We start from the raw sequence: 19,357 nt of genomic DNA on the forward strand, positions 1-19,357 counted from the left end.
TACTCGCGGTCAAGGCCGTGAACCGTACAAAAGGGTTATCGAGGAGGGCTCGAAGCGTGCGCCCAGAACCGCTGCGGGATCCGCCCCGCGCCGGCGGCCAGCCGCCCGGCGGTGACGGCGGCCCGCATCGCCGATGCCATCCGTTCCGGATCCGCGGCCCTGGTCACGGCGGTGGAGAGCAGGACGGCGTCGCAGCCGAGCTCCATCGCCAGCGTCGCGTCGGAAGCCGTGCCGATCCCGGCGTCGAGGATCACCGGGACCCCGGCGCGCGACACGATCAGCTCGATGTTGTGCGGGTTCCGGATGCCGAGACCGGTGCCGATGGGCGCGCCGAGCGGCATCACCGCCGCACAGCCCGCCTCCTCCAGCCGCAGCGCCAGCACCGGGTCGTCGTTGGTGTACGCGAGCACGGTGAAACCGTCCGCGGCGAGCTGTTCGGCCGCGTCGAGGGTCTCGAACGGGTCGGGCAGCAGCGTGCGGTCGTCGGCGTGGACCTCCAGCTTGATGAGGTCGGTTTCGAGTGCTTCGCGGGCGAGCTGCGCGGTGAGGACCGCTTCGGCGGCAGTGCGGCAACCGGCGGTGTTGGGCAGCAGGCGGATGCCAAGCCGCCGAAGCAGTTCGAGGACACCGGAGCCGCCTTCGGCGTCGGCCTTGCGCATGGCGACGGTGGTCAGTTCCGTCCCGGACGCCACCAGCGCGCGTTCCAGCACGGCGAGGTTGCCCGCGCCGCCGGTGCCGATGATCAGCCGCGACGAGAGTTTGTGCTCGCCGATGACGAGTTCGTCACCGTTCATGTCAGCCTCCTTGCACAGCGGTGAGGATGTCGATGCTGGCGCCCTTGCGCACCACCGATTCCGGCCAGTCGCCCCGCCGGACGACCACGCCGTCCACCGCGACCGCGACTCCCCGCGTCGCCGTGCCCAGCGCCTCCAGCACCCCCTCGACGGTGGTCCCGTCGGGGAATTCGCGCCACTGGCCGTTGACCTGGATCTCCATCACACCCGCTCCTCGCTTCGCCGCGACGGCGTGGCCGCCGCGACCTCGTCCGGCAACGGCCGTCCGTCCAGCCAGGCGACCGCGGCGTCCGCGGTGACTGGGGCCATCAGGAGACCGTTGCGATGGTGACCTGTCGCGGCGAAGACGCCTTCGCCCAGCTCACCGATGAAAGGCATCGTGTCGACGCTCGCCGCGCGAAGCCCGGCAGCCGTCTCGACGAGTTCGTATTCGGTCAGGCCCGGGAAGACGCGCTCCGCGCCTTCGAGCAGCTCACGCACGCCTCGGACGGTGACGGTCTCGTCGAAACCGGCCTCGTACTGGGTCGCGCCGAGTACGAGCTGCCCGTCGTCGCGCGGGACGAGGTAGATCGGGCGGCCCTCGACCATCGCGCGGACGGTCCGCTTCGGCGGCGGCAGGCAGCCCCGTCGCGGCCGCAGGCGGAGGATCTCGCCCTTCAACGGGCGGACCGCGCCGTCGAGCGCGGGGTGCAGGCGTCCGGTCCAGGCGCCCGCTGCGAGGACGACGTCGCCGTCGAGGTCTTCGAGCCCGGTGACCGTCTCGTGGCGGAACTCTACGCCGTGCGCGTCGCACGCGTGTTTGAGCGCGTGCAGCAGCTTTCTGTTGTCCACGGCCAGATCCCCGGGTACCAGGAGTCCACTTCGGACTGTTCCGGCGAGACCGGGCTCGGCGCGGCGGGCTTCGCGCCCGGTCAGCTGCCCGACCTCGCGGCCGAGTTCGGTGAGGTACGCGGCCAGCATTTCGAGGTTGCCCGCGTCGGCGCTGTCCAGCGCGACGACGAGTGTGCCGTGCGGTGAAAGGCCCGGATCGACGCCCTCTTCCGCCAGGTCACGGGCGAAATCCGGCCAGCGCCGCAGCGACGCCTCACCGAGGGTGAGCACGTCCTCCTCGCCGGGCCAGGCCTCGGTGACCGGGGCGAGCATGCCGCCCGCGAGCCACGACGCGCCTCGTCCCGGATCCGGGTCGTACACGGTGACGCGACGACCGCGCGCGGACGCACGCCAAGCGATCGCGAGGCCGATGACCCCGCCGCCGACAACCGAAAGTTCCTTCATGGAATCACGCTCCCTGCGCCGGCATGACCCGGATCAGGTTCCACGGTCGGAGCGGTCCCGGCTCCCTCTCAGCCCGTCCTCGGGCTCCCGTGCGGACCACCACACCGTAGCGCGCGAGTACCGTCGCCGCCATGCCCACCCTGTCTGGTTCGCCGATCCGCGCCCGGCTCGCGGACGCCCGCCTGTACCTCTGCACCGACGCCCGCCGCGGCCGCGGCGATCTCGCCGAATTCGCCGACGCGGCGCTGGCCGGCGGGGTCGACATCATCCAGCTGCGGGACAAGACCGGCGGTGCCCCGATCGAGGCGAAACACGAGATCGCCGCCCTCGAAGTGCTGGCCGAGGCGTGCGAAAAGCACGACAAGCTGCTGGCGGTGAACGATCGCGCGGACGTCGCGCTCGCCGTCGGCGCGCACGTGCTGCACCTGGGTCAGGACGACATCCCGGTGTCGCTGGCGCGCCGCGTGCTGGGGGAGGACGTGGTGATCGGCCGGTCCACCCATTCGGCCGAACAGGCCGCGGCCGCCGCCGGGGAGCCCGGCGTCGACTACTTCTGCACCGGCCCGTGCTGGCCGACGCCGACGAAACCGGGCCGGTCCGCGCCGGGACTCGACCTGGTGCGCTCGACGGCCGCGTCCGGGACGACGCGGCCGTGGTTCGCGATCGGCGGGATCGACACCGAGCGCCTGCCCGAGGTGCTGGCCGCGGGCGCGTCGCGGATCGTCGTCGTCCGGGCGATCACCGAGGCCGAAGACCCCGAAGCGGCCGCTCGCACGCTTCGCTCCGCCCTCCCCTGACCCCCTCCCATGCATTTAGTCCTCTGGATGCGGTAGTCGGCGATACGAACTACCGCATTCAGAGGACTAAACGCGGGGACGAGGAAGGGTCAGGGCACGGGGGTGTTCGAGGCGGGCGGGGCCGACGGCGTCGTCGACGGTGCCTGAGAGGTCGAAGGCGTGGTGGACGGCGCTGTCGGCGTCGTCGGAGGCGCCTGCGTGGTGGTGGGTGCCGTCGAAGGGGGCGGAGTGTTCGTCGGCGTCGTCTCGGGCCGGTCGTCCTTCGTCTCCGAAGGGGACGTCGCGGGCGGGGTGTCGTGCTTGTCCTGCGGCTCCTTGGCCTGCCCGCCGCCGATGATCTTCCCTATGGTCGTCCCGGTGCCGCCGCCGAAGGTCTTCCCGGTCGCGCCCTCGAAGCCGGTGATCGCGACGAGCGCCACCGCGAACGCCACCACGCTGACCCCGGCGATCACCGCCCAGCGTGGTTTGAACTTCCGGCCCGTGGGTTCCTCTTCGTCCTCGGACGGTTTCAACCGGACGGTCTCTTCTTCGCCCGGGTCGAGCACCCGGCGCCGCCCCGGCACGGTCAGCACCACTCGCGCCTTCAGCGCCGCGTCCTTCGTCCGCTGAAGCGAACGCAGGTACAGCTCGCCGCCGAGCGTCGTGATCACACTCGCCAGCCCGGCGCCCGCGACCGTCCCGGCCACGCCGAGCGTGGAACCCAGCAGTGCCGCGGTGATCGCGGCCATCGCCGCCGCCGTCACCTGGATGATCCGGCCCTGCTTTTCCGTCTTTTCGGTCTTCTCCGTGCTCTCCTTGGTCATGATCCCGTTCTGCTGCTAGTCGGTCCTCACCCGTCCTAACGAATAAGGCGCGCGGGATGCTCCCTTCGTTGTCCGCACGTGAGGAGCGCCACGCCGTCTGTCCAAAAAGGACTGTCCACGGTTCACAACTCCTTGACATAATCGGCCGTATGGATCTGGTATCGATCGAGGAAATCCGCGACGCGGCGAGCCGTGTCAAAGGCGTCGCGGTGCACACACCCCTGCTGGCACAAGGGTGGGCGCCGTTGTGGCTCAAACCGGAAAGCCTTCAGCCGATCGGCGCTTTCAAGGTGCGCGGCGCCTACAACGCGATCGCCGCGCTGACCGAAGATCAGCGCTCCCGCGGCGTCGTCGCGTTTTCCAGCGGCAACCACGCGCAAGCGGTCGCCTACTCGGCGAAGCGATTCGGGATTCCCTCGGTGATCCTCGTTCCGGACGTCGCCCCGCGCGCCAAGGTCGAGGCCACCAAGGCGCTCGGCGCCGAAGTCATCGAGGTCCCGATCGACGCCCAGGAGTCTTCCGCGCTCGCCGTCGCCGAGGAACGTGGGCTCACCATGATCCCGCCGTTCGACCACCGTGACGTCATCGCCGGACAGGGCACCGTCGGCCTGGAGATCGCCGAAGACCTGCCTGACGCCGGCGTCGTCCTCGTCCCGCTGAGCGGCGGCGGGCTGGCCTCGGGCGTCGGCACGGCGATCAAGGCGCTGCTGCCGGACGCGAAGGTCATCGGCGTCGAGCCGGAGCTGGCCGCCGACACCGCCGAGGGCCTGCGCGCGGGCAGGCGCATCGAGTGGCCGATGGACCTGCGGGCGCGGACCAGCGCCGACGGCCTGCGCGCCCAGCCGTCGGACCTGACCTTCGCGCACCTCCAGTCGGTGCTCGACGACGTCATCACCGTTTCGGAGGAGGAGATCCGGGACGCCGTCCGGACGCTGGCGCACCGCGCGCGGCTGGTCGCCGAGCCGAGCGGGGCCACCGCGACCGCCGCGTTCCTCTCCCACCGCGAAGCGCTGCCGCCGGGCAAGGTCGTTTCGGTCGTTTCGGGCGGCAACCTGGACCCGGCCACCCTCGCCGACCTCCTCGCTTAGGACGACACACGTGTCCAGATGGACGACACGCGTGATTGAGTGGACGACACTCGTGACGTCCGTCCAGTCACGCGTGTCGTCCGTCTGATCACGCGTGACCGCCGGGGCGGACGTGCGTCGGAGGCGAGTCGACCCCGCAATGGAGACATTCGCCCGGATGCGGTGACTCGTCGGCGTCCTCGCCCGAAGGGGTGTCGAGGACACCGTTGTGGATGCCGAGCGCGATCAACCCGCCGCCGATCGCCAGCGCCGCGCACACCAGCAACGCCGTCCGCCAGCCCGCGGTCAGCGCGACCGGATCGGTGTACGCGGCGCCGGAAAGCCCGGCGACGGCGGGCAGGACGGCGATCGCGAGCAGACCGCCGGACCGGGCGATGGCGTTGTTGACCCCGGAGGCGACGCCGGCGTACCGGTCCGGCGCGGCGGCGAGCACCGTCGCGGTCACCGGCGCGACGACCGTCGCCAGCCCGGCGCCGAACACGACGACGGCGGGCAGCACCGATCCCAGGTACGAAGATCCCGGCCCGACCCGCATCAGCAGGAGCATGCCCACGCCGACCAGGATCGGGCCGACGACCAGTTGCGTCCGCGGCCCGATCTTCTGCGCGAGCGCGCCGGACCGGCCGGAGAACAGCAGCATGATGACGGTGATCGGCAGCCCGGCGAGCCCGGCCGCGGTCGGCGAATAGCCCAGCGACACCTGGAGCTGCATGACCATCAGCATCATCACGCCGCCGAGCGCCGCGTAGACGACGAAGGTCAGCGCGTTGGCGAGGCTGAACGTCCGGTCGCGGAACAGTTTCGGCGGCACCAGCGGATCGGCGGAGCGGTGCTGGATCACCAGGAACGCCGCCAGCCCGGCGACGCCGAGCACGATCGCCACCAGGACGACGACGTCACCGATACCGCGCCCGGGCGCCTCCACGAGCGCGCCGGTGAGACCGGCGAGACCGATCGCGCCGACGGCGGCGGCCAGGAAGTCGGGATGCCCGGTCGCCTCCTCGTCGCGGGACTCGGGCACGTAGCGCCGGGCGAGCAGGACGCAGACGGCGGCCAGCGGCAGGTTGATCAGGAACGCCAGCCGCCACGACCACACCTGCACGAGGACGCCGCCGAGCAGCGGGCCGATCGCCGCCGCGATACCGCCGAGCCCGGACCAGGCGCCGATCGCGCGGGCCCGGTCGTCATGGGCGAAGGACGCTTGGAGGATGGCGAGGGAGCCGGGCGTGAGCAAAGCTCCCCCGATCCCTTGGAGGATCCGGGTCGCGACGAGCATCTCGGTGGTCGTCGCGGCGGCGCACAGTCCGGAGGCGACACCGAACCAGACGACGCCGACGAGGAACATGCGACGGCGGCCGTAGCGGTCGCCGAGTGATCCGGCGACGAGGATCAGCGCGGCGAGCGCGAGCAGATAGCCGTCGAGGATCCATTGCAGGCCCGCGACGGACGCTTCGAGTTCTTCGCCGATCCTCGGGAGCGCGACGTTGATGATCGTCCCGTCGAGCATCGCCATACCCGAGCCGACGATGGTCGTGGCGAGTACGCCGCGCGCCACCGGCGTCCCCCATCGGATTCCCGCCGCCGTGTCAGTCATGGGATGACTGAATCACGACGATCGGTAACCCGGCCACCGGGAAATCGGCGTGAATTCCGGGAAAGCGATCTTTCCCGGAATTACCTGACTCGTCAGGGAAGTAGTGTCGTGACGAACTTGTAACGGTCACCCCGGTAGATCGCCCTGGCGAACTCGACCGGTTTTCCGTCGGTGGCGAAGGAATGCCTCGAAAGGAGCAACATCGGCATTCCGACGTCGGCGCCGAGCATCTCCGCCTCGTGCGGTCCGGCGAGGGCGGTCTCGATCGTTTCCTCGGCCCTTTCGAGCTCGACTCCGTAGTGCTCCCTCAACACGGCGTACAGGGAGCCACCTGCGGAAACGTGTTTGCGCAAACCGCGGAACCGGCCGAGTGGGAGATGCGTGGTCTCCAACGCCATCGGCTGCGAATCGGCGAGCCGGAGACGGCGAAGGCGAAGGATCTTCGCGCCCACCCGGATTCCGAGCAGTTTCGCCAGATCCGCTTCGACGGGCAGTTCGTCGATCTCCAGGAGCTTGGAGGAAGGCTTGAGGCCTTGCTTGCGCATGTCCTCGGTGTAGGACGACAACTGCAGGCGCTGCGCGAGTTTCGGTTCGGCGGCGAAGGTGCCCTTGCCCTGCACGCGGTGGAGCCTGCCCTCGGCGGTGAGGTCGGCGAGCGCCTGCCGGACCGTGGTGCGCGAAACGGTGAATTCCCCCGCCAGTGCCCGTTCCGTCGGAATCGGCGAGCCCGGGGGCAACGCGTCGAGAAGATCGAGCAGATGCTGTTTCAGCGCCCAGTACTTGGGTTCGCGCTGTCCGCGCATCCCTGCCGTAGCGCCCGCCTCACTCGCGGTGGTTGTCTCCAACATGACCGACTCCCTAAGCCTTCCCACTCGAACGCGCACCGTCCCCGCTAGGAAACGTACCCTTCTCCACAAACGTCCATTCGGGCTAGCATTGGTCTAGACCTACTCGGGGGACGAAGTACGTCCCGGTGGAAGGGAACGAGATGACCGAACAGCGCCCCGGCGAGCACATGGCCGCGGAGATCTCCCAGCAACCCGCCATTCTGGCAGGAATCGTGGAGCGACAGGCCGAAATCGCCGAGGTGGCCGAAGCCATCTCCAAGCGCCCGCCCAGGTTCGCACTGCTCGCCGCCCGGGGCTCCAGCGACCACGCCGCCCTGTATGCGAAGTACCTGATCGAAGTACTCCTCGGTCTCCCCTGCGGTCTCGTTTCGCCCTCCACCGCGACTTTGTACGGCGCCCGTCCCGATCTGCGGGACGTTCTCTTCATCACAGTAAGCCAAAGCGGTGGTTCTCCGGATCTCATCGAGGTCACCGAAACCGCGCGTCGCCAGGGAGCGCTGACCGTCTCGGTCACCAACACCCCGGAATCGCCGCTGCGCGCCGCCGCCGAACTCGGTGTCGACATCGGCGCGGGGCTGGAAAAGGCCGTGGCCGCCACCAAGACCTACTCGGCCACCTTGCTGTCGCTTTACCTTCTGATCGACGCGGTCCGCGGCGGCAAGGGCGAGGACGCGGAGAAGCTGGGCGAGCTCGCGCAGCAGACCCTCGACGGCTCCGTCGAAGGCGTACAGCGCGCGGTGGACCGCTACCGCTTCGTCGACCGGGTGCTCACCACCGGCCGCGGCTACTCCTACGCCTCGGCGCTGGAAGGTTCCTTGAAGCTGGCGGAAACCAGCTACCTCGCCGCCCGCGCGTACAGCGGCGCGGACCTGTTGCACGGTCCGGTCGCCGCGGTCGACGGCGAGACCGCCGTGCTGGCCGTGACGAGCCAGGGCCACGGTGTGGGCGCGATGCAGGAGGTCCTCGAGGCCGTCGGCAAACGCGGCGCGGACGTGCTCGCGGTCGGTTCGGCTTCGGCCGACGTCCCCGCGGCGCTGCGGATCGGCGTCGCGCCGTCCGCCGAAGAGGTCGCCCCGATCCTGGAGATCCTGCCCATCCAGCGGATCGCGCTCGGCCTTTCGCTGGCGCGCGGCGGTGACCCGGACAGCCCCCGCGGGCTGCTCAAGGTGACCAAGACCCGGTGAGTCACGTCGTAGGTGTGGACGCCGGAGGCACGTCGACGCGAGCGATCGTCGTCGACGCCTCCGGCGCCGTCCTCGGCACCGGGCGCGCGGGCGGGGCGAACCCCAACTCCCATCCCCCGCACACGGCCGCGTCGCGGATCGCGAGCGCGATCACCGGCGCGCTGGGCGGACTCGACCCGGCCGCGACGGCGGCGTGCGTCGTCGGCATGGCGGGCGTCAGCAAACTGAGCGATCCGTCGATCGCGGAGATCTTCGAAGCCGCCTGGAAGGACGCGGGGATCGGTCCGGTGCGGACGGTTCCCGACCCGGAGGTCGCCTACGCGTCTGCGACCTCTTCGCCCGACGGTTCGGTCCTCGTCGCGGGAACCGGGTCGATCGCCGGCCGGATCCGCGGCAGGCGCATGGTATCCACCGTCGGCGGCTACGGCTGGTTGCTCGGTGACGAAGGTTCGGCGTACTGGCTCGGCCGTGAAGCCGTTCGTTCCACTTTGGATGTTCTCGGCCGCGGCGGCGAACCCGGTCCGCTCGCGCGCGCCGTGCTCACCGAAGCGCTCGGACCGTCCGCAGTGGACCCGGGGAGCGACCGGACCCCGCTCTGGCGCGCGCTCATCACGAGCGCCAACGCCGAAGCGCCGATCCGGCTCGCCAGGTTCGCCCCGTTCGTCAGCGAGGCCTACCGCGAAGGCGACCCGGCGGCGGACGAGATCACCACCCGCGCGGCCGCCCTGCTGGTGACGAACGTCATGACCGCGCGGGATCCCGGGGAGACGACGCCGATCGTCCTGGTGGGCGGCGTGCTGTCGCCGGAGGGCCCGGTCGGCGCGAAGGTCCGCGCCGAACTCGCCGGTCTCGAAGTCCTGACCAGCACCGATGGGGTACTCGGTGCCGCATGGCTCGCCGCCGTCGACGCCTATGGGGAAGGGGCGCCGCGGCCGGCACCCCGGTGAAAAAACACCCGAAACAAGCCCGAAAAGACCAAACCATCGACTCCGGGGCCGAACTCCGGGTACCGTAGGACCCGGCCCCCGGACCCTCCCCCCTCGCCGGGGGCCGCCTTATGTCCTGGGCAGCCCACCGGGCTCGGAATCCGAGGGATCCCCGTTCTCCTCCACCACCCGCAGACCGGGATGGTCCGGCGGCAGCGCGCGGTACAGCACCCAGCCGCTGACGGCGACCGTCACCGCGACCAGCGGCCAGGACAGCACCGTCCGCGCGATGCCGAGCGCGACCACCTGCCCGCTCCACCACAGCGAGCCGTACACGGCCACCCGCAGCGTGTACTGGAGGAAGACCCACACCCAGCTCGCCCGTGAATACGCGCGCAGCAGCGCGGGATCACGGCGCCAGCGGGTCTTCTGCCCGATGACGAGCCCGACCACGACGCCGAGCAACGGCCACCGGACCACAATGCTGGCCGCCCACAGCAGCGCGCTGGCCACATTGGACAGCAGCTGGATGAGGAAGAAGTCTTCGGCGCGGCCGGTGTGCAGCGCGATCAGCGCGGCGGCGATCACCGCGGCGAGGCTCACCACGACCGCGCGGGCCTTGTCGCCCCGCGCGACCCGGTACCCGCCGAGCAGCACCGCCACCCCGATGGCCACGCCGGAGCCCCAGGCGATCGACTGGCCGGCGATCAGCCAGCCCAGGACGAAGGCCGCGGGCGGGATGCTCGCGTCGATGGCGCCACGCCGCCCGCCGAGGATCTGGGCGAGCGACTCGCGCGGGGGTCGTGAGGTCACCCTTACAGCCTGCCGGATCTCTGAGCCCGAACACCCGGGCGGGGAGACGTTCGCCACACACCCTGTCCGGTTTACGCCCACTTGAGGGGAATCTCCGCAGCCCAGGAGTGTACATCCCGGTAATGGAGATGCATGGACGTCCGACAAAATAAGAGACTGTGTCAACGGGCTGAACCACGGGTTTCGGCCAGGCGGGATTGCAGGGGCGCTCTCAGCTGTTAGTTGTGGTGTACAAGTACCAACCGGGGGCACACGGACGGAAGGGGACCCAACGTGTACGGATTCGACAGCTATGTGGCGATAGGTGACAGCTTCACCGAAGGACTCAACGACGACTTGCCCGACGGCACCTTCCGGGGCTGGGCGGACAGGCTGGCGGAGATCCTCGCCGAAGGCAGGCCCGACTTCCAGTACGCGAACCTCGCCCTCCGCGGGAAGATGCTCGACGAGATCCTCGAAGAGCAGCTGCCCATCGCCCTCGAGGTGAAGCCCGACCTGGTCACCCTGTGCGCGGGCGGCAACGACATCATCGTGCCCGGCGCGGACGTGGACGCCGTCGCCGCGCGGCTGGAGGCGGGGGTCGCCAAGCTGCGCGAGGCCGGGATCCCGGTGCTCATCTTCAACGGGCCGGACACCAAGTACCTGTCCGTGATGCACGTCCTGCGGGGGAAGGTCGGCATCTACAACGCGCATCTGTGGGCGATCGCCGACCGGCACGGCGCCAAGATGGTCGACATGTGGGCGATGGCCCCGCTGCACGACCGCCGCGCCTGGAGCGACGACCGGCTGCACTTCACCCCCGAGGCCCACCGGCGGATCGCGCTGCGCGCGGCCGAGGTCCTCGGCGTCCCGGTCGCCGACGACTGGCGCGAGCCGTGGCCGGCGTCCGAGCAGCCGAGTACCTGGATCACGTCGCGCCGTTCGGATCTCGAATGGACGAAGGCGCATCTGCTGCCGTGGATCCGGCGTCAGCTCAAGGGCGAGTCCATGGGCGACGGCCTGTCCCCGAAGCGCCCTGAGCTCGCGCCGCTGCTCCCGCTGGAGCAGATCGAGTCGGGGACCGTGACCCTGCCCGCCAAGGATCTGCGGGAGATCCACCACCACGCGAGCTGAGCCGCGTTCCGGCGCCTCGAAGGGGCCCTTCACCGCATCAGATGGAGCGGTGAAGGGCCCCTTCGACTCACATCACCCGAACGGGTCATGTCCTGTTCGTCCGATGCACCTACGCCGAGTGCGGCTTACAGTCCCTTTATGCCCGGTACACGCTGGAGCCGCTTGCTGCCTACAGCGCTGCTGGTCACGCTCGCCTTGACGGCGATCACCGTCTGGTCGGCCTCGGACGACATCGAGGCCGAGCTGGGTGCGCGCGCGAAGGCCGCGCTCGCCGACGTCGGCGTCTCCGGCGGGCAAGTGAGCTTCTCCGGCCGCGACGCGAGCCTCTCCGGATTCCCACCGGACAAGGCCGCGCAGGCCATCGACGCCATCCAGCGGATCGACGGGGTCCGGACGGTCGAGATCTCCGGCGACACCGCACCGCCCGCGGGCCCGGTGACGACCAGCGGCGAGCCCCCGGCTCCGACAACTCCGCCGAGCCCTTCGCCCAGCCCGACGCCGACCTCGGCCAAGCCGACGGACAAGGCCGGGTTCCAGGCCGAGATCGACCGTCTGCTCGCGGCCACGCCGATCACCTTCGAACCGGACACCACCGACCTCACCCCGGACGGCGAACGCGGCGCGCTGGAGATCGCGAAGCTGCTCACGGACGCGCCCCGCGACCTGAAGTTCCGGATCACCGGGTCGGTCGCGACCGGTTCGGACCGGAAGCTCGCGCTGAACCGGGCGCTCACGGTGGAGCGGCTGCTGGAGCGCAACGGGGTCAAACGCGACCAGGTGTACTCCCCCCAGCGCAAGAACTCCGACGGCGCGAGCGGCGAGGGCCGCCGCGTCGACATCACGGCGGAACAGAGGTGATGGCCTGATGCTCTGGCTCTTCGGGCAGATCTGGCTCTGGCTGCTCATCTCGTTCGCCCTCGGCTGCGGTGTCACCTGGCTGCTGATGCGCGGCGAACGACGTGAACGGCCTGCCACGGAACCGGTGGCCCAGGAGCCGGCGCGGGGATTCCCGGTCGAGCACGAACCGGATCCCGAACCCGTGCCCGAACTGCTTTCCACCGAACGGACGCAGTTCCTCCCGCCCGCGCGGATCCAGGACGACGACGAGCCGTACGACCAGGAGGCGGAAGGCCACCGCGAGGGTCAGCTGATCCCGGAACCGGTGCGGGCCTACCACCCGCAGCGGCCGGAACCGGCCGCCCGCAACGGCGAGGGCGCGCACGAACCCGAACCGGTCTGGCCGAGCGACGAGGACTGGCCGCCCGCCAGGCAGGCGCCCGAGCACCGGCCGGGGCAGGGCGGCTGACACTCGCCTGGTAAATTCGGCTACGCACTGTGAGCGGGACGCCGGGTACGTTTCTTCGATCGGGAGCTCCGGCACACGAAGGAGGCTCCGATTGGCGCTCCCCTATTGGACGCCGCACAACCTGCTGCCTCCTGGCCGCCATCCCGCCGATCTGGCCGATGTCTACGAGCGGCTGGTCTTCGACGCGCCACACCAGAACGACCGTGAAATCCTGTTCAGCGCGCTGAACAGCTACCTGGGCGTCGCCCGGCGGATCATGCCGACCGGTCGCGCGTGGATCGGCGGCGATCTGACCGCCAGGACCCCGCACGCGCCGCTCGGGCTCGACGTGGTGCTGATCCCGGACGAATGGGGCGCGCTCAAACGGCTCGACGACGCGGGCCGCTCGGCGCTGTACGGACTGCTGACCTTGCGCGGGGTCATCGTCGGCCAGCCCGCGATGTATCTCGACCAGGTCCAGCCCGTCGGCGGCATGCTCGACGGTTTCCTCTGCCGCCCCGGCGACGAGGAGATCTGGGAAGAAGTCTGGGCATCGGGTGGCAGGGGAATTCCGGAAGTGATCTGGTGAGGAACGAATTCCGGCGTATCGCCGACGAGATCCCCGGCGGCACCTGGCTCGACGACCTCGCCCGCGCGTCGGCGATGGCCGCGTACGCGAAGTTCGAGCGGACGTCGCGCTCGCCGCTGCTCCGCGTGTCCGTGATCGGCGAATCGCATCTGGACGCGTACACCTTTTCCGACATCAGCCGCGCGTTGCAGGACGCGACGGCGAAGATCGGGCACATCATCCGCAATCCGTCGGGCGAGGTGACCTTCGTCCAGCCCGCGGACCGGGAAAAGGCCCCGCTGATCCAGCGCGGCCAGGCGGGGAACGCGATCTTCTTCGGCTTCCCCGAACCGGCGCTCGACGACGCGCTGATCCACGACGGGATCGAGTCGCTGTCCGAACGCGCGGTCAAGGAACTGTGCGACTTCCTGCCCGCCAACGGCTCCGACGACGGCGCGCTGGACGCGGTGCTGCTGCAGCGCGACACCGTCCGCAACGCGGTCAGCGACATCGTCAACGCGGTCAGCAAACACGCCGGGATCGGGATGGCGCTGACCCCGACGTCCGGCGACGAACTGACCCGCAGCATGACCACCGAGCAGGCGAGGATCCTGTCCGGGAGCCTGCGCGAGTCACGCGAGGCCGTCGGCTACGAAACGGTCAGCGGCAGGCTCGACGGGGTCCGCACCCGGCGCCGGATCTTCTATCTCGAACGCGAATCGGGCGGCACGATCCAGGGCGCGGTGGCGCCGGATCTGCTCGACGAGATCAAGGAGAACCTGGACCGGCCGGTGACCGCGCGGTTGCGCGTCGTGCGCACCACGACCATCGACGGCCGCCGCGGCCGCCCGGTGCACGAACTGCTGGAGATCACCCCGGAAGTCAGCCTGTTCGATCAGTGATCGGGTTTCCGACATTCGGCGATGCCACAATTCTCGTCAGAAAATGTCGATGACCGCTTGATCATCGTTGAATGATGACTTTTTCCGGCAGGTAACAATTTCGGCCATTGCCCCGAACGATGGGTTAACGTCTTCGGACGGAAGCCTCCGAAAGGGCACGTATGCCGACCGATCCACCTCTCCCGCACCCACCCGCCACCCGCTACGGCCCGGGGTTCGCCGCGCACGGAACACGGCACCGCAAGCCCAAGAACGGCCTGGTCATCGCAGGTTTCCTGGTCGGCTTGGCAGCGCTCGGGGTCGCCTTCGTCCCGGTCGCCGGGATCGCCGCCTGGCCGCTCGCCGTGATCGGAATGATTCTTTCCGTGATCGGTTTGACCAAAATCAAGAAGGGCGAAGCGGACAAGAAGGGAATGGGGATCGCGGGACTCGCGCTTTCCGTCGCGGGTCTGCTGGCCGCCGGCGGGTTACTGGTCTACACCAGTTTCTTCGCCACCGGCGAGTCCGGCTTGCACGTCCCGGCCGTCGCCGGGGACAAGAACACCGTCGAGTTCATCGTCAGCGCCTCGGGCGGCGCGACCATCCGGTTCGGCTCGCTCAACGACCAGCGAACCGAGACGACCCCCGCCAGCACCGACGAATGGCGCGGCACGGCGTCCTTCAATTCGGGCGACTACCTGCTCACCGTCACCGCGGACACCCGGAACTCGTCGGTCAGCAACCAGATCGCCTGCACCATCCTGGTCAACGGCCAGAAGGTCGCGGAGAACAAGGGGCAGACCATCGCCCTGTGCACCGCCGGCACCCGCTGACCCCACACGTTTCGTCCTCTGAATGCGGTCCTTGCGTGTGCAAGTACCGCATTCAGAGGACGAAACGCGGTGGTGCCGCCTGGCGGCCGGCCGGTATCGCCCCCACCTCCACCGGCCGGACCGCCACGAGCCGCTCCTGGCGGCTCTTCAGACGGGCCCGCGAAGGGCCCGCCCGAGCGCCGATCCTTACCGCATGCCCCTCCCCTAGGGCTCGATCGACGCTGAACCGGACCCTACGCGCGTGTGCGGCGAGGCCACTAAGAATCCGCTAAGGATCACTCACGGACTTTCGCCGAGGTCGGTGAGTTCCGCACGGACCATTCCCGCGAGCTTCGGATTGACGTCCGCGAGGATCTTCAGCGCGAGCGCGAACTGTTCGCGGGCACCGTCCACATCCGACCCGGCCCGCAGCACCCTGCCCAAGGTCAGCCGCAGTACGCCCTCCTGGAGGACGAACCGCCTGCTGATCGTCAGGTCCACGGCCTCCCAGACGTACCGTTCGGCCGCGGCGAGTTCGCCGATCCGCATACTCAATTCGGCCAGATTGTTCAGCGAGACGACGACGTAGCTGTCGTCGCCGAGGGTCCGGTCGATCTCCAGCGAGGCGATCTGGTGCCCGATCGCCTCGATGAACCGCCCCGCCCGCTTTTCGGCCTCGGCGCAGTTGTTGAGCGCCTGTCCGCGCAGTTCGAGGTCGCCGGTCCGCTCGGTCTCCTCGATCGCCCGCCGCAACGTCCCGATGGCGTCGTCGTACCGGCCGAGCAGCGTCAGCGCGGAGCCGAGGTGGATGTTCGCCGAGACCATCAGCCGGTCGTCGCCGATCGCGCTCGCGAGTTCCAGCGCGCGTTCGGCGTCGGCGAGACAGCCCTGCGGCAGCTCGAAGGTGAGCGCGATGGCGCACCGGGAGATCAGCATCCAGCACTGGCCGAGGACGTCGCCGGACCGTTCGGCGGCCTCCAGCCCGATCCCGACCAGCCGCGTCCATTCGTCCAGCAACGGATACACCGCGCGATAGGTGTGCGCGACCCTGGCCAGCCGCCAGACGTCGTCGTGCCGTCCGGCGGCACGGGCGGCTTCGAGGACTTCGAGCAGGTTCTCCCATTCCGCGGTGAACCAGTCCTGCGCCTCGTCGAAGGAACCGATCGGCGGCGTCTGCGCGTCGGTCAGCACAGCGGTGAAATCGAGGGGGTCGACGATCCGCAGCATCTTGCGGCGGGCCCGGTCGGCGACGGCCTGATAGAACCGCACCGACCGCGACAGGACGTCCTCCCGGTCGGCCTCGTCGAGTTCGTTCTCCGCCAGTTCGCGCAGGAACAGCCGGACGAGATCGTGCGGGACGAAGGAATCGCGGCCGGTTTCGGCGAGCAGGTTGTGCGCGGCGAGCACCCGCAGATGCCGCCGCGCCTCGGCGACGGTGATCCCGCCGATCGCGGCCGTCAGATGCGAACCGGCCGAAACGCATTGGACGACGCCGAGCCGCAGGAACGTGTTCGCGACCTCGGCGGGCAGACCGCGGAACGAGACGTCGAACGCCGCGCGGACCCCGTCGTCCGGACCTTCGACGTCGAGCGCGGCCAGCCTGGTCCGCTCGTTGCCGAGCTCGTCGACGAGATCCTGCGCGGACCACTGCGCGCTGGCGGCGAGCCGGGCTCCCGCGATCCGCAGCGCCAGCGGGAGATAACCGCACAGCCGGGCGAGCGCGTGGTTGAGGTCGTAGCCTGCGGGCCCGGCGAGTTCCTCGATCAACCGGACGGCGTCACCGGGCGCGAGCGTGCCGAGCACCCGCAGTTTGGCGGCGTTGGACACGGCGAGCCCGTCGAGGCGGGAGCGGCTGGTCACCAGCGTCATCGACCGCGAACCGGGCGGCAGCAACGGCCGGACCTGGTCGGCGGAGCGGGCGTTGTCGAGGATGACCAGCATCCGGCGGCCGGCGATCATCGACCGGTAGAGGGCCACGCGTTCGTGGACCTGTTCTGGGACGCCCTCGGCCGGGACGCCGAGCCCGAGCAGGAACTGGGTGAGCAGCTCGGCGGGCTCCAGCGGCGGATGGTGCGGATCGAACCCGCGCAGCGCGGCGAAAAGGATGCCGTCGGGGAAGCGACGGGCCGCGCGATGCGCCCACCACACCACCAGGCTGCTCTTGCCGATCCCGGCGGTGCCGGTGACCACGCCGACCGCGGTCTCGCCCGCTTCGGCCCGCTCGGCGAGTTCGTCGAGCCAGGCCAGATCCGCCTCGCGCCCGGCGAGGTTCGGCACCGCGGGCGGCAGCTGCTGGACGGGCCCCGCCTCGGGCTTCGGCTCGGCGACGACCTTGACCGGCAGGTCGTCGTTGAGGACGCGTTCGTGCAGCCAGCGCAGGTCCGCGCCAGGTTCGACCCCGAGGGTGCGCAGGGTCGCCCGGGAGACCGTGCGATAGAGCTCGAGCGCGTCGCCGCGGCGTCCGGCGTGGTAGAGCGCGCGCATCAGCTGACCGGCGGTGCGCTCGGCGAGCGGATTCGCCCGGACCAGCGGGCTCAGCTCGACGATCAGTTCCGCGTGCCTGCCGAGTTCGAGATCCGCGTCGACCCTGGCGCCGTGGACGGCGAGCCGCAGATCCTCCAGCTCGGGAGCACGGACCGAACTCGGCACGCCGGCCAGCGCGGGCCCCTGCCAAAGGGCGAGGGCCTCGGCGAGCAGTTCGGACGCCTTCTCCGGCTCTTCCGTCGAAGCCCGTTCCAGCAGGGACCGGGCGCGGTGGACGTCGATCCGGTCCGGCTCGACGGTGAGCTGGTAGCCGGGCGGCGTGGTGCGGATCTGGGCGCCATCCGGGTGATCACCCTGGATGCCCCGGAGCACGCGGCGCAGATGCGAGACGTTGCCGTGGACGATCGTGCGGGCGGTGGCGGGCGGATCGTGGCCCCAGAGCGCGTCGATGATCTCGTCGAGTGCGACGACCTTGTTGACCTTCAGCGCCAGCAGCGCGAGCAGCCCGCGGACGCCGGGGCCGCCGACGGGGACGGGCCGGTCGCCGTCGAGGAGGCGCACGGGACCGAGGAGCTGGAAGCGGGCAGGGGAACCGCTTTCGGCCATGACAAGCCCCCCTCCCTCCGATCTCTCCCCTTACCGGAGTAGCCAACCTACCGCGCGAAGAGCCCGCCAACCAGAACGCGGCTGGTCGTGAAGGCCTCCTTCCCTACTTTGAGGGTAGGGAAGGAGGCCTTCACGGCCACTCGATACGGACAAATGCCCCACGGGAGCTTCTGTCCACTATGGACTTTCGGTGGAGGCGGCGCTCATGTCCTGAAGTACGTGAAGGCCTCCTTGAGGGACCCAGAGTCCCTCAAGGAGGCCTTCACGGACCGACGCGTGCCACTCAACGGCACGAAAAAGGCTCCGTGCCATCAGTCCCGATCTGATGGCACGGAGCCGGGGGATGTCCGACTTGGGCCGCCTGGGGGCGCGACCCACATCGGACATCGGCGTCCACGTCCGTCCGGGTGGGCTCACCCCGAGCGAAGAACCCGTTCGGTCGTCGACAACACCTACGTGAGCGAGCCCACTGGCCCGCTCACGTGGCGACAACGTAACAGGGCGCACACCGACGGCTACAAGCGCCCCGTCATGGCCTTCGCGACCTGCGGTTTCGTCAAACGGGTCAACGCGTCAGCGGGGTCGAGTCGCGGCCGGCGATGAAGGCCGGGCGCGGTTCGATCGCGGCGTACGGCTTCTGCAGCGCGTTCTCGACGCTGTTGAACACGACGAAGATGTTCGACCTCGGGTACGGCGTGATGTTGTTCGAGGAACCGTGCATCACGTTCGAATCGAACCAGAGCGCGGAACCGGCCTGTCCGGTGAACTGGTCGATCCCGTATTCGGCGGCGAGCGAGGTGATGTCCTCCTCGCTCGGGACGCCGACCCGCTGCTCTTTCAGCGAACTCTTGTAGTTGTCCTCCGGGGTTTCCCCGGCGCACTGCACGAAGGTCCGCTGCGAGCCCGGCATCACCATCAGCCCGCCGTTGAACGGGTAGTTGTCGGTGAGCGCGATGGAGCAGCTGACCGCGCGGGGCACGGGCATGCCGTCCTCCGCGTGCCAGGTCTCGAAGTCCGAGTGCCAGTAGAACCCGGTGCCCTTGAAGCCGGGCATGTAGTTCACGCGGCTCTGGTGGATGTACACCTCGGAGCCGAGGATCTGCCGGGCCCGGTCGAGCACGCGCGGGTCGCGGACGAGTTCCGCGATCAGCTCGCTGGTCTCGTGGACGTCGAAGATGGAGCGGACCTCACCGGTCTTGGCCTCGGTGATGACGCGCTCGTCGTCGCGGTGGTCCCCCGACGACATCCTGACGAGTTCCTGCCAGTACGTCTGGACTTCGCCAGGCGACAACAACTGGTCGACGACGGTGTAACCACGCGTTTCGTGGTTGGCGAGCGTGGCCGCGTCCAAGGGGCCGTCGGCCTCGGTGCCCCAGACGGTGGGGTGCGTCCTGGGCAGGTGTTCGGGCTTACCCGTGATGCGGGTCGGGTAACTGTCGTCGACTCGGGTGTCGGTCAGCGTCAATGCAGTCGCCTCCTCGAGCGT

At 69.8% G+C, this 19,357-nt stretch carries 19 protein-coding genes and 1 riboswitch; of the genes, 10 read left to right on the plus strand and 9 right to left on the minus strand.

The features are described 5' to 3' along the window. Nucleotides 1–35 precede the first annotated feature (35 nt). The 3 genes from AB8M46_RS07830 to thiO form a co-directional block, all read right to left on the minus strand. Nucleotides 36–794, minus strand: a complete 759-nt coding sequence (locus tag AB8M46_RS07830) for a thiazole synthase (protein WP_037335528.1) — start codon at nt 792–794, stop codon at nt 36–38. Between the two features lies 1 nt (nt 795). Then, a complete protein-coding gene (thiS, locus tag AB8M46_RS07835; RefSeq protein ID WP_394359944.1) occupies nt 796–996 on the minus strand; it encodes a sulfur carrier protein ThiS in 201 nt (66 codons plus the stop codon). After that, nucleotides 996–2,069 carry a glycine oxidase ThiO gene (gene thiO, locus AB8M46_RS07840; protein ID WP_394359945.1) on the minus strand — a complete coding sequence of 358 codons (1,074 nt, stop codon included), beginning with the start codon at nt 2,067–2,069 and terminating at the stop codon, nt 996–998. Before thiO ends, thiS begins: the two co-directional genes overlap by 1 nt. After that, nucleotides 2,063–2,170, minus strand: a riboswitch (TPP riboswitch). Its footprint overlaps the gene before it by 7 nt. Before the next feature lie 30 nt (nt 2,171–2,200). Here thiO and thiE point away from each other — a divergent pair. Next, nucleotides 2,201–2,866 (plus strand): thiamine phosphate synthase, encoded by a 666-nt coding sequence (thiE, locus tag AB8M46_RS07845; protein WP_394359946.1) that lies wholly within the window; start codon nt 2,201–2,203, stop codon nt 2,864–2,866. An 89-nt stretch (nt 2,867–2,955) separates the two neighbouring features. On the opposite strand, the gene AB8M46_RS07850 is transcribed toward thiE, so the two are convergent. After that, on the minus strand, nt 2,956–3,669 hold the full coding sequence (locus AB8M46_RS07850) for a hypothetical protein (RefSeq protein ID WP_037335523.1): 714 nt from the start codon (nt 3,667–3,669) through the stop codon (nt 2,956–2,958). Between the two features lie 149 nt (nt 3,670–3,818). Between AB8M46_RS07850 and AB8M46_RS07855 the strand changes: the two genes are divergently transcribed. Further along, nucleotides 3,819–4,757 carry a threonine/serine dehydratase gene (locus tag AB8M46_RS07855; protein ID WP_394359947.1) on the plus strand — a complete coding sequence of 313 codons (939 nt, stop codon included), beginning with the start codon at nt 3,819–3,821 and terminating at the stop codon, nt 4,755–4,757. Between the two features lie 88 nt (nt 4,758–4,845). Here the strand turns inward: AB8M46_RS07855 and AB8M46_RS07860 are convergent, their stop codons facing one another. Next, nucleotides 4,846–6,351 carry an MFS transporter gene (locus AB8M46_RS07860; protein ID WP_378427165.1) on the minus strand — a complete coding sequence of 502 codons (1,506 nt, stop codon included), beginning with the start codon at nt 6,349–6,351 and terminating at the stop codon, nt 4,846–4,848. 92 nt (nt 6,352–6,443) lie between these two features. Continuing rightward, nucleotides 6,444–7,199, minus strand: a complete 756-nt coding sequence (locus AB8M46_RS07865; protein ID WP_005160527.1) for a GntR family transcriptional regulator — start codon at nt 7,197–7,199, stop codon at nt 6,444–6,446. A 140-nt stretch (nt 7,200–7,339) separates the two neighbouring features. On the opposite strand from AB8M46_RS07865, the gene AB8M46_RS07870 reads away from it, so the two are divergent. Both AB8M46_RS07870 and AB8M46_RS07875 read left to right on the plus strand, forming a co-directional pair. Further along, entirely contained in the window at nt 7,340–8,383 is a 1,044-nt protein-coding gene (locus AB8M46_RS07870; RefSeq protein ID WP_037336305.1) for an SIS domain-containing protein, read from the plus strand. Then, a complete protein-coding gene (locus AB8M46_RS07875; RefSeq protein WP_037335514.1) occupies nt 8,380–9,330 on the plus strand; it encodes an N-acetylglucosamine kinase in 951 nt (316 codons plus the stop codon). The genes AB8M46_RS07870 and AB8M46_RS07875 overlap by 4 nt, the downstream gene beginning before the upstream one ends. Nucleotides 9,331–9,438: 108 nt before the next feature. Here AB8M46_RS07875 and AB8M46_RS07880 read toward each other — a convergent pair whose 3' ends face one another. Then, on the minus strand, nt 9,439–10,122 hold the full coding sequence (locus AB8M46_RS07880; protein WP_037335511.1) for a DUF3159 domain-containing protein: 684 nt from the start codon (nt 10,120–10,122) through the stop codon (nt 9,439–9,441). Between the two features lie 273 nt (nt 10,123–10,395). On the opposite strand from AB8M46_RS07880, the gene AB8M46_RS07885 reads away from it, so the two are divergent. From AB8M46_RS07885 to AB8M46_RS07910, 6 genes are all read left to right on the plus strand, one after another. After that, on the plus strand, nt 10,396–11,235 hold the full coding sequence (locus AB8M46_RS07885; RefSeq protein ID WP_063273051.1) for an SGNH/GDSL hydrolase family protein: 840 nt from the start codon (nt 10,396–10,398) through the stop codon (nt 11,233–11,235). A gap of 138 nt (nt 11,236–11,373) precedes the next feature. Beyond that, on the plus strand, nt 11,374–12,093 hold the full coding sequence (locus tag AB8M46_RS07890) for an OmpA family protein (RefSeq protein ID WP_394359948.1): 720 nt from the start codon (nt 11,374–11,376) through the stop codon (nt 12,091–12,093). Between the two features lie 7 nt (nt 12,094–12,100). Further along, nucleotides 12,101–12,541: a hypothetical protein gene (locus AB8M46_RS07895; RefSeq protein ID WP_394359949.1), complete on the plus strand. Its 441-nt coding sequence runs from the start codon at nt 12,101–12,103 to the stop codon at nt 12,539–12,541. A gap of 91 nt (nt 12,542–12,632) precedes the next feature. Continuing rightward, the gene (locus AB8M46_RS07900) at nt 12,633–13,109 is read left to right on the plus strand and encodes a DUF6932 family protein (RefSeq protein ID WP_037335500.1); all 477 of its coding nucleotides are present in this window, start codon (nt 12,633–12,635) and stop codon (nt 13,107–13,109) included. Next, nucleotides 13,106–13,990 carry a hypothetical protein gene (locus AB8M46_RS07905; protein WP_037335497.1) on the plus strand — a complete coding sequence of 295 codons (885 nt, stop codon included), beginning with the start codon at nt 13,106–13,108 and terminating at the stop codon, nt 13,988–13,990. The genes AB8M46_RS07900 and AB8M46_RS07905 overlap by 4 nt, the downstream gene beginning before the upstream one ends. A 161-nt stretch (nt 13,991–14,151) precedes the next feature. Further along, a complete protein-coding gene (locus AB8M46_RS07910) occupies nt 14,152–14,802 on the plus strand; it encodes a hypothetical protein (RefSeq protein WP_037335494.1) in 651 nt (216 codons plus the stop codon). Between the two features lie 279 nt (nt 14,803–15,081). Here AB8M46_RS07910 and AB8M46_RS07915 read toward each other — a convergent pair whose 3' ends face one another. Continuing rightward, nucleotides 15,082–17,871, minus strand: coding sequence for a BTAD domain-containing putative transcriptional regulator (locus AB8M46_RS07915; protein WP_378429455.1), 2,790 nt, complete (start codon nt 17,869–17,871; stop codon nt 15,082–15,084). A 565-nt stretch (nt 17,872–18,436) separates the two neighbouring features. Further along, on the minus strand, nt 18,437–19,336 hold the full coding sequence (thpD, locus tag AB8M46_RS07920) for an ectoine hydroxylase (RefSeq protein ID WP_037335490.1): 900 nt from the start codon (nt 19,334–19,336) through the stop codon (nt 18,437–18,439). Between the last annotated feature and the right edge of the window lie 21 nt (nt 19,337–19,357).

It is taken from the genome of Amycolatopsis sp. SB7-3 (assembly GCF_041021335.1).
In the GTDB taxonomy this organism is placed as follows: Bacteria; Actinomycetota; Actinomycetes; order Mycobacteriales; family Pseudonocardiaceae; genus Amycolatopsis; species Amycolatopsis japonica.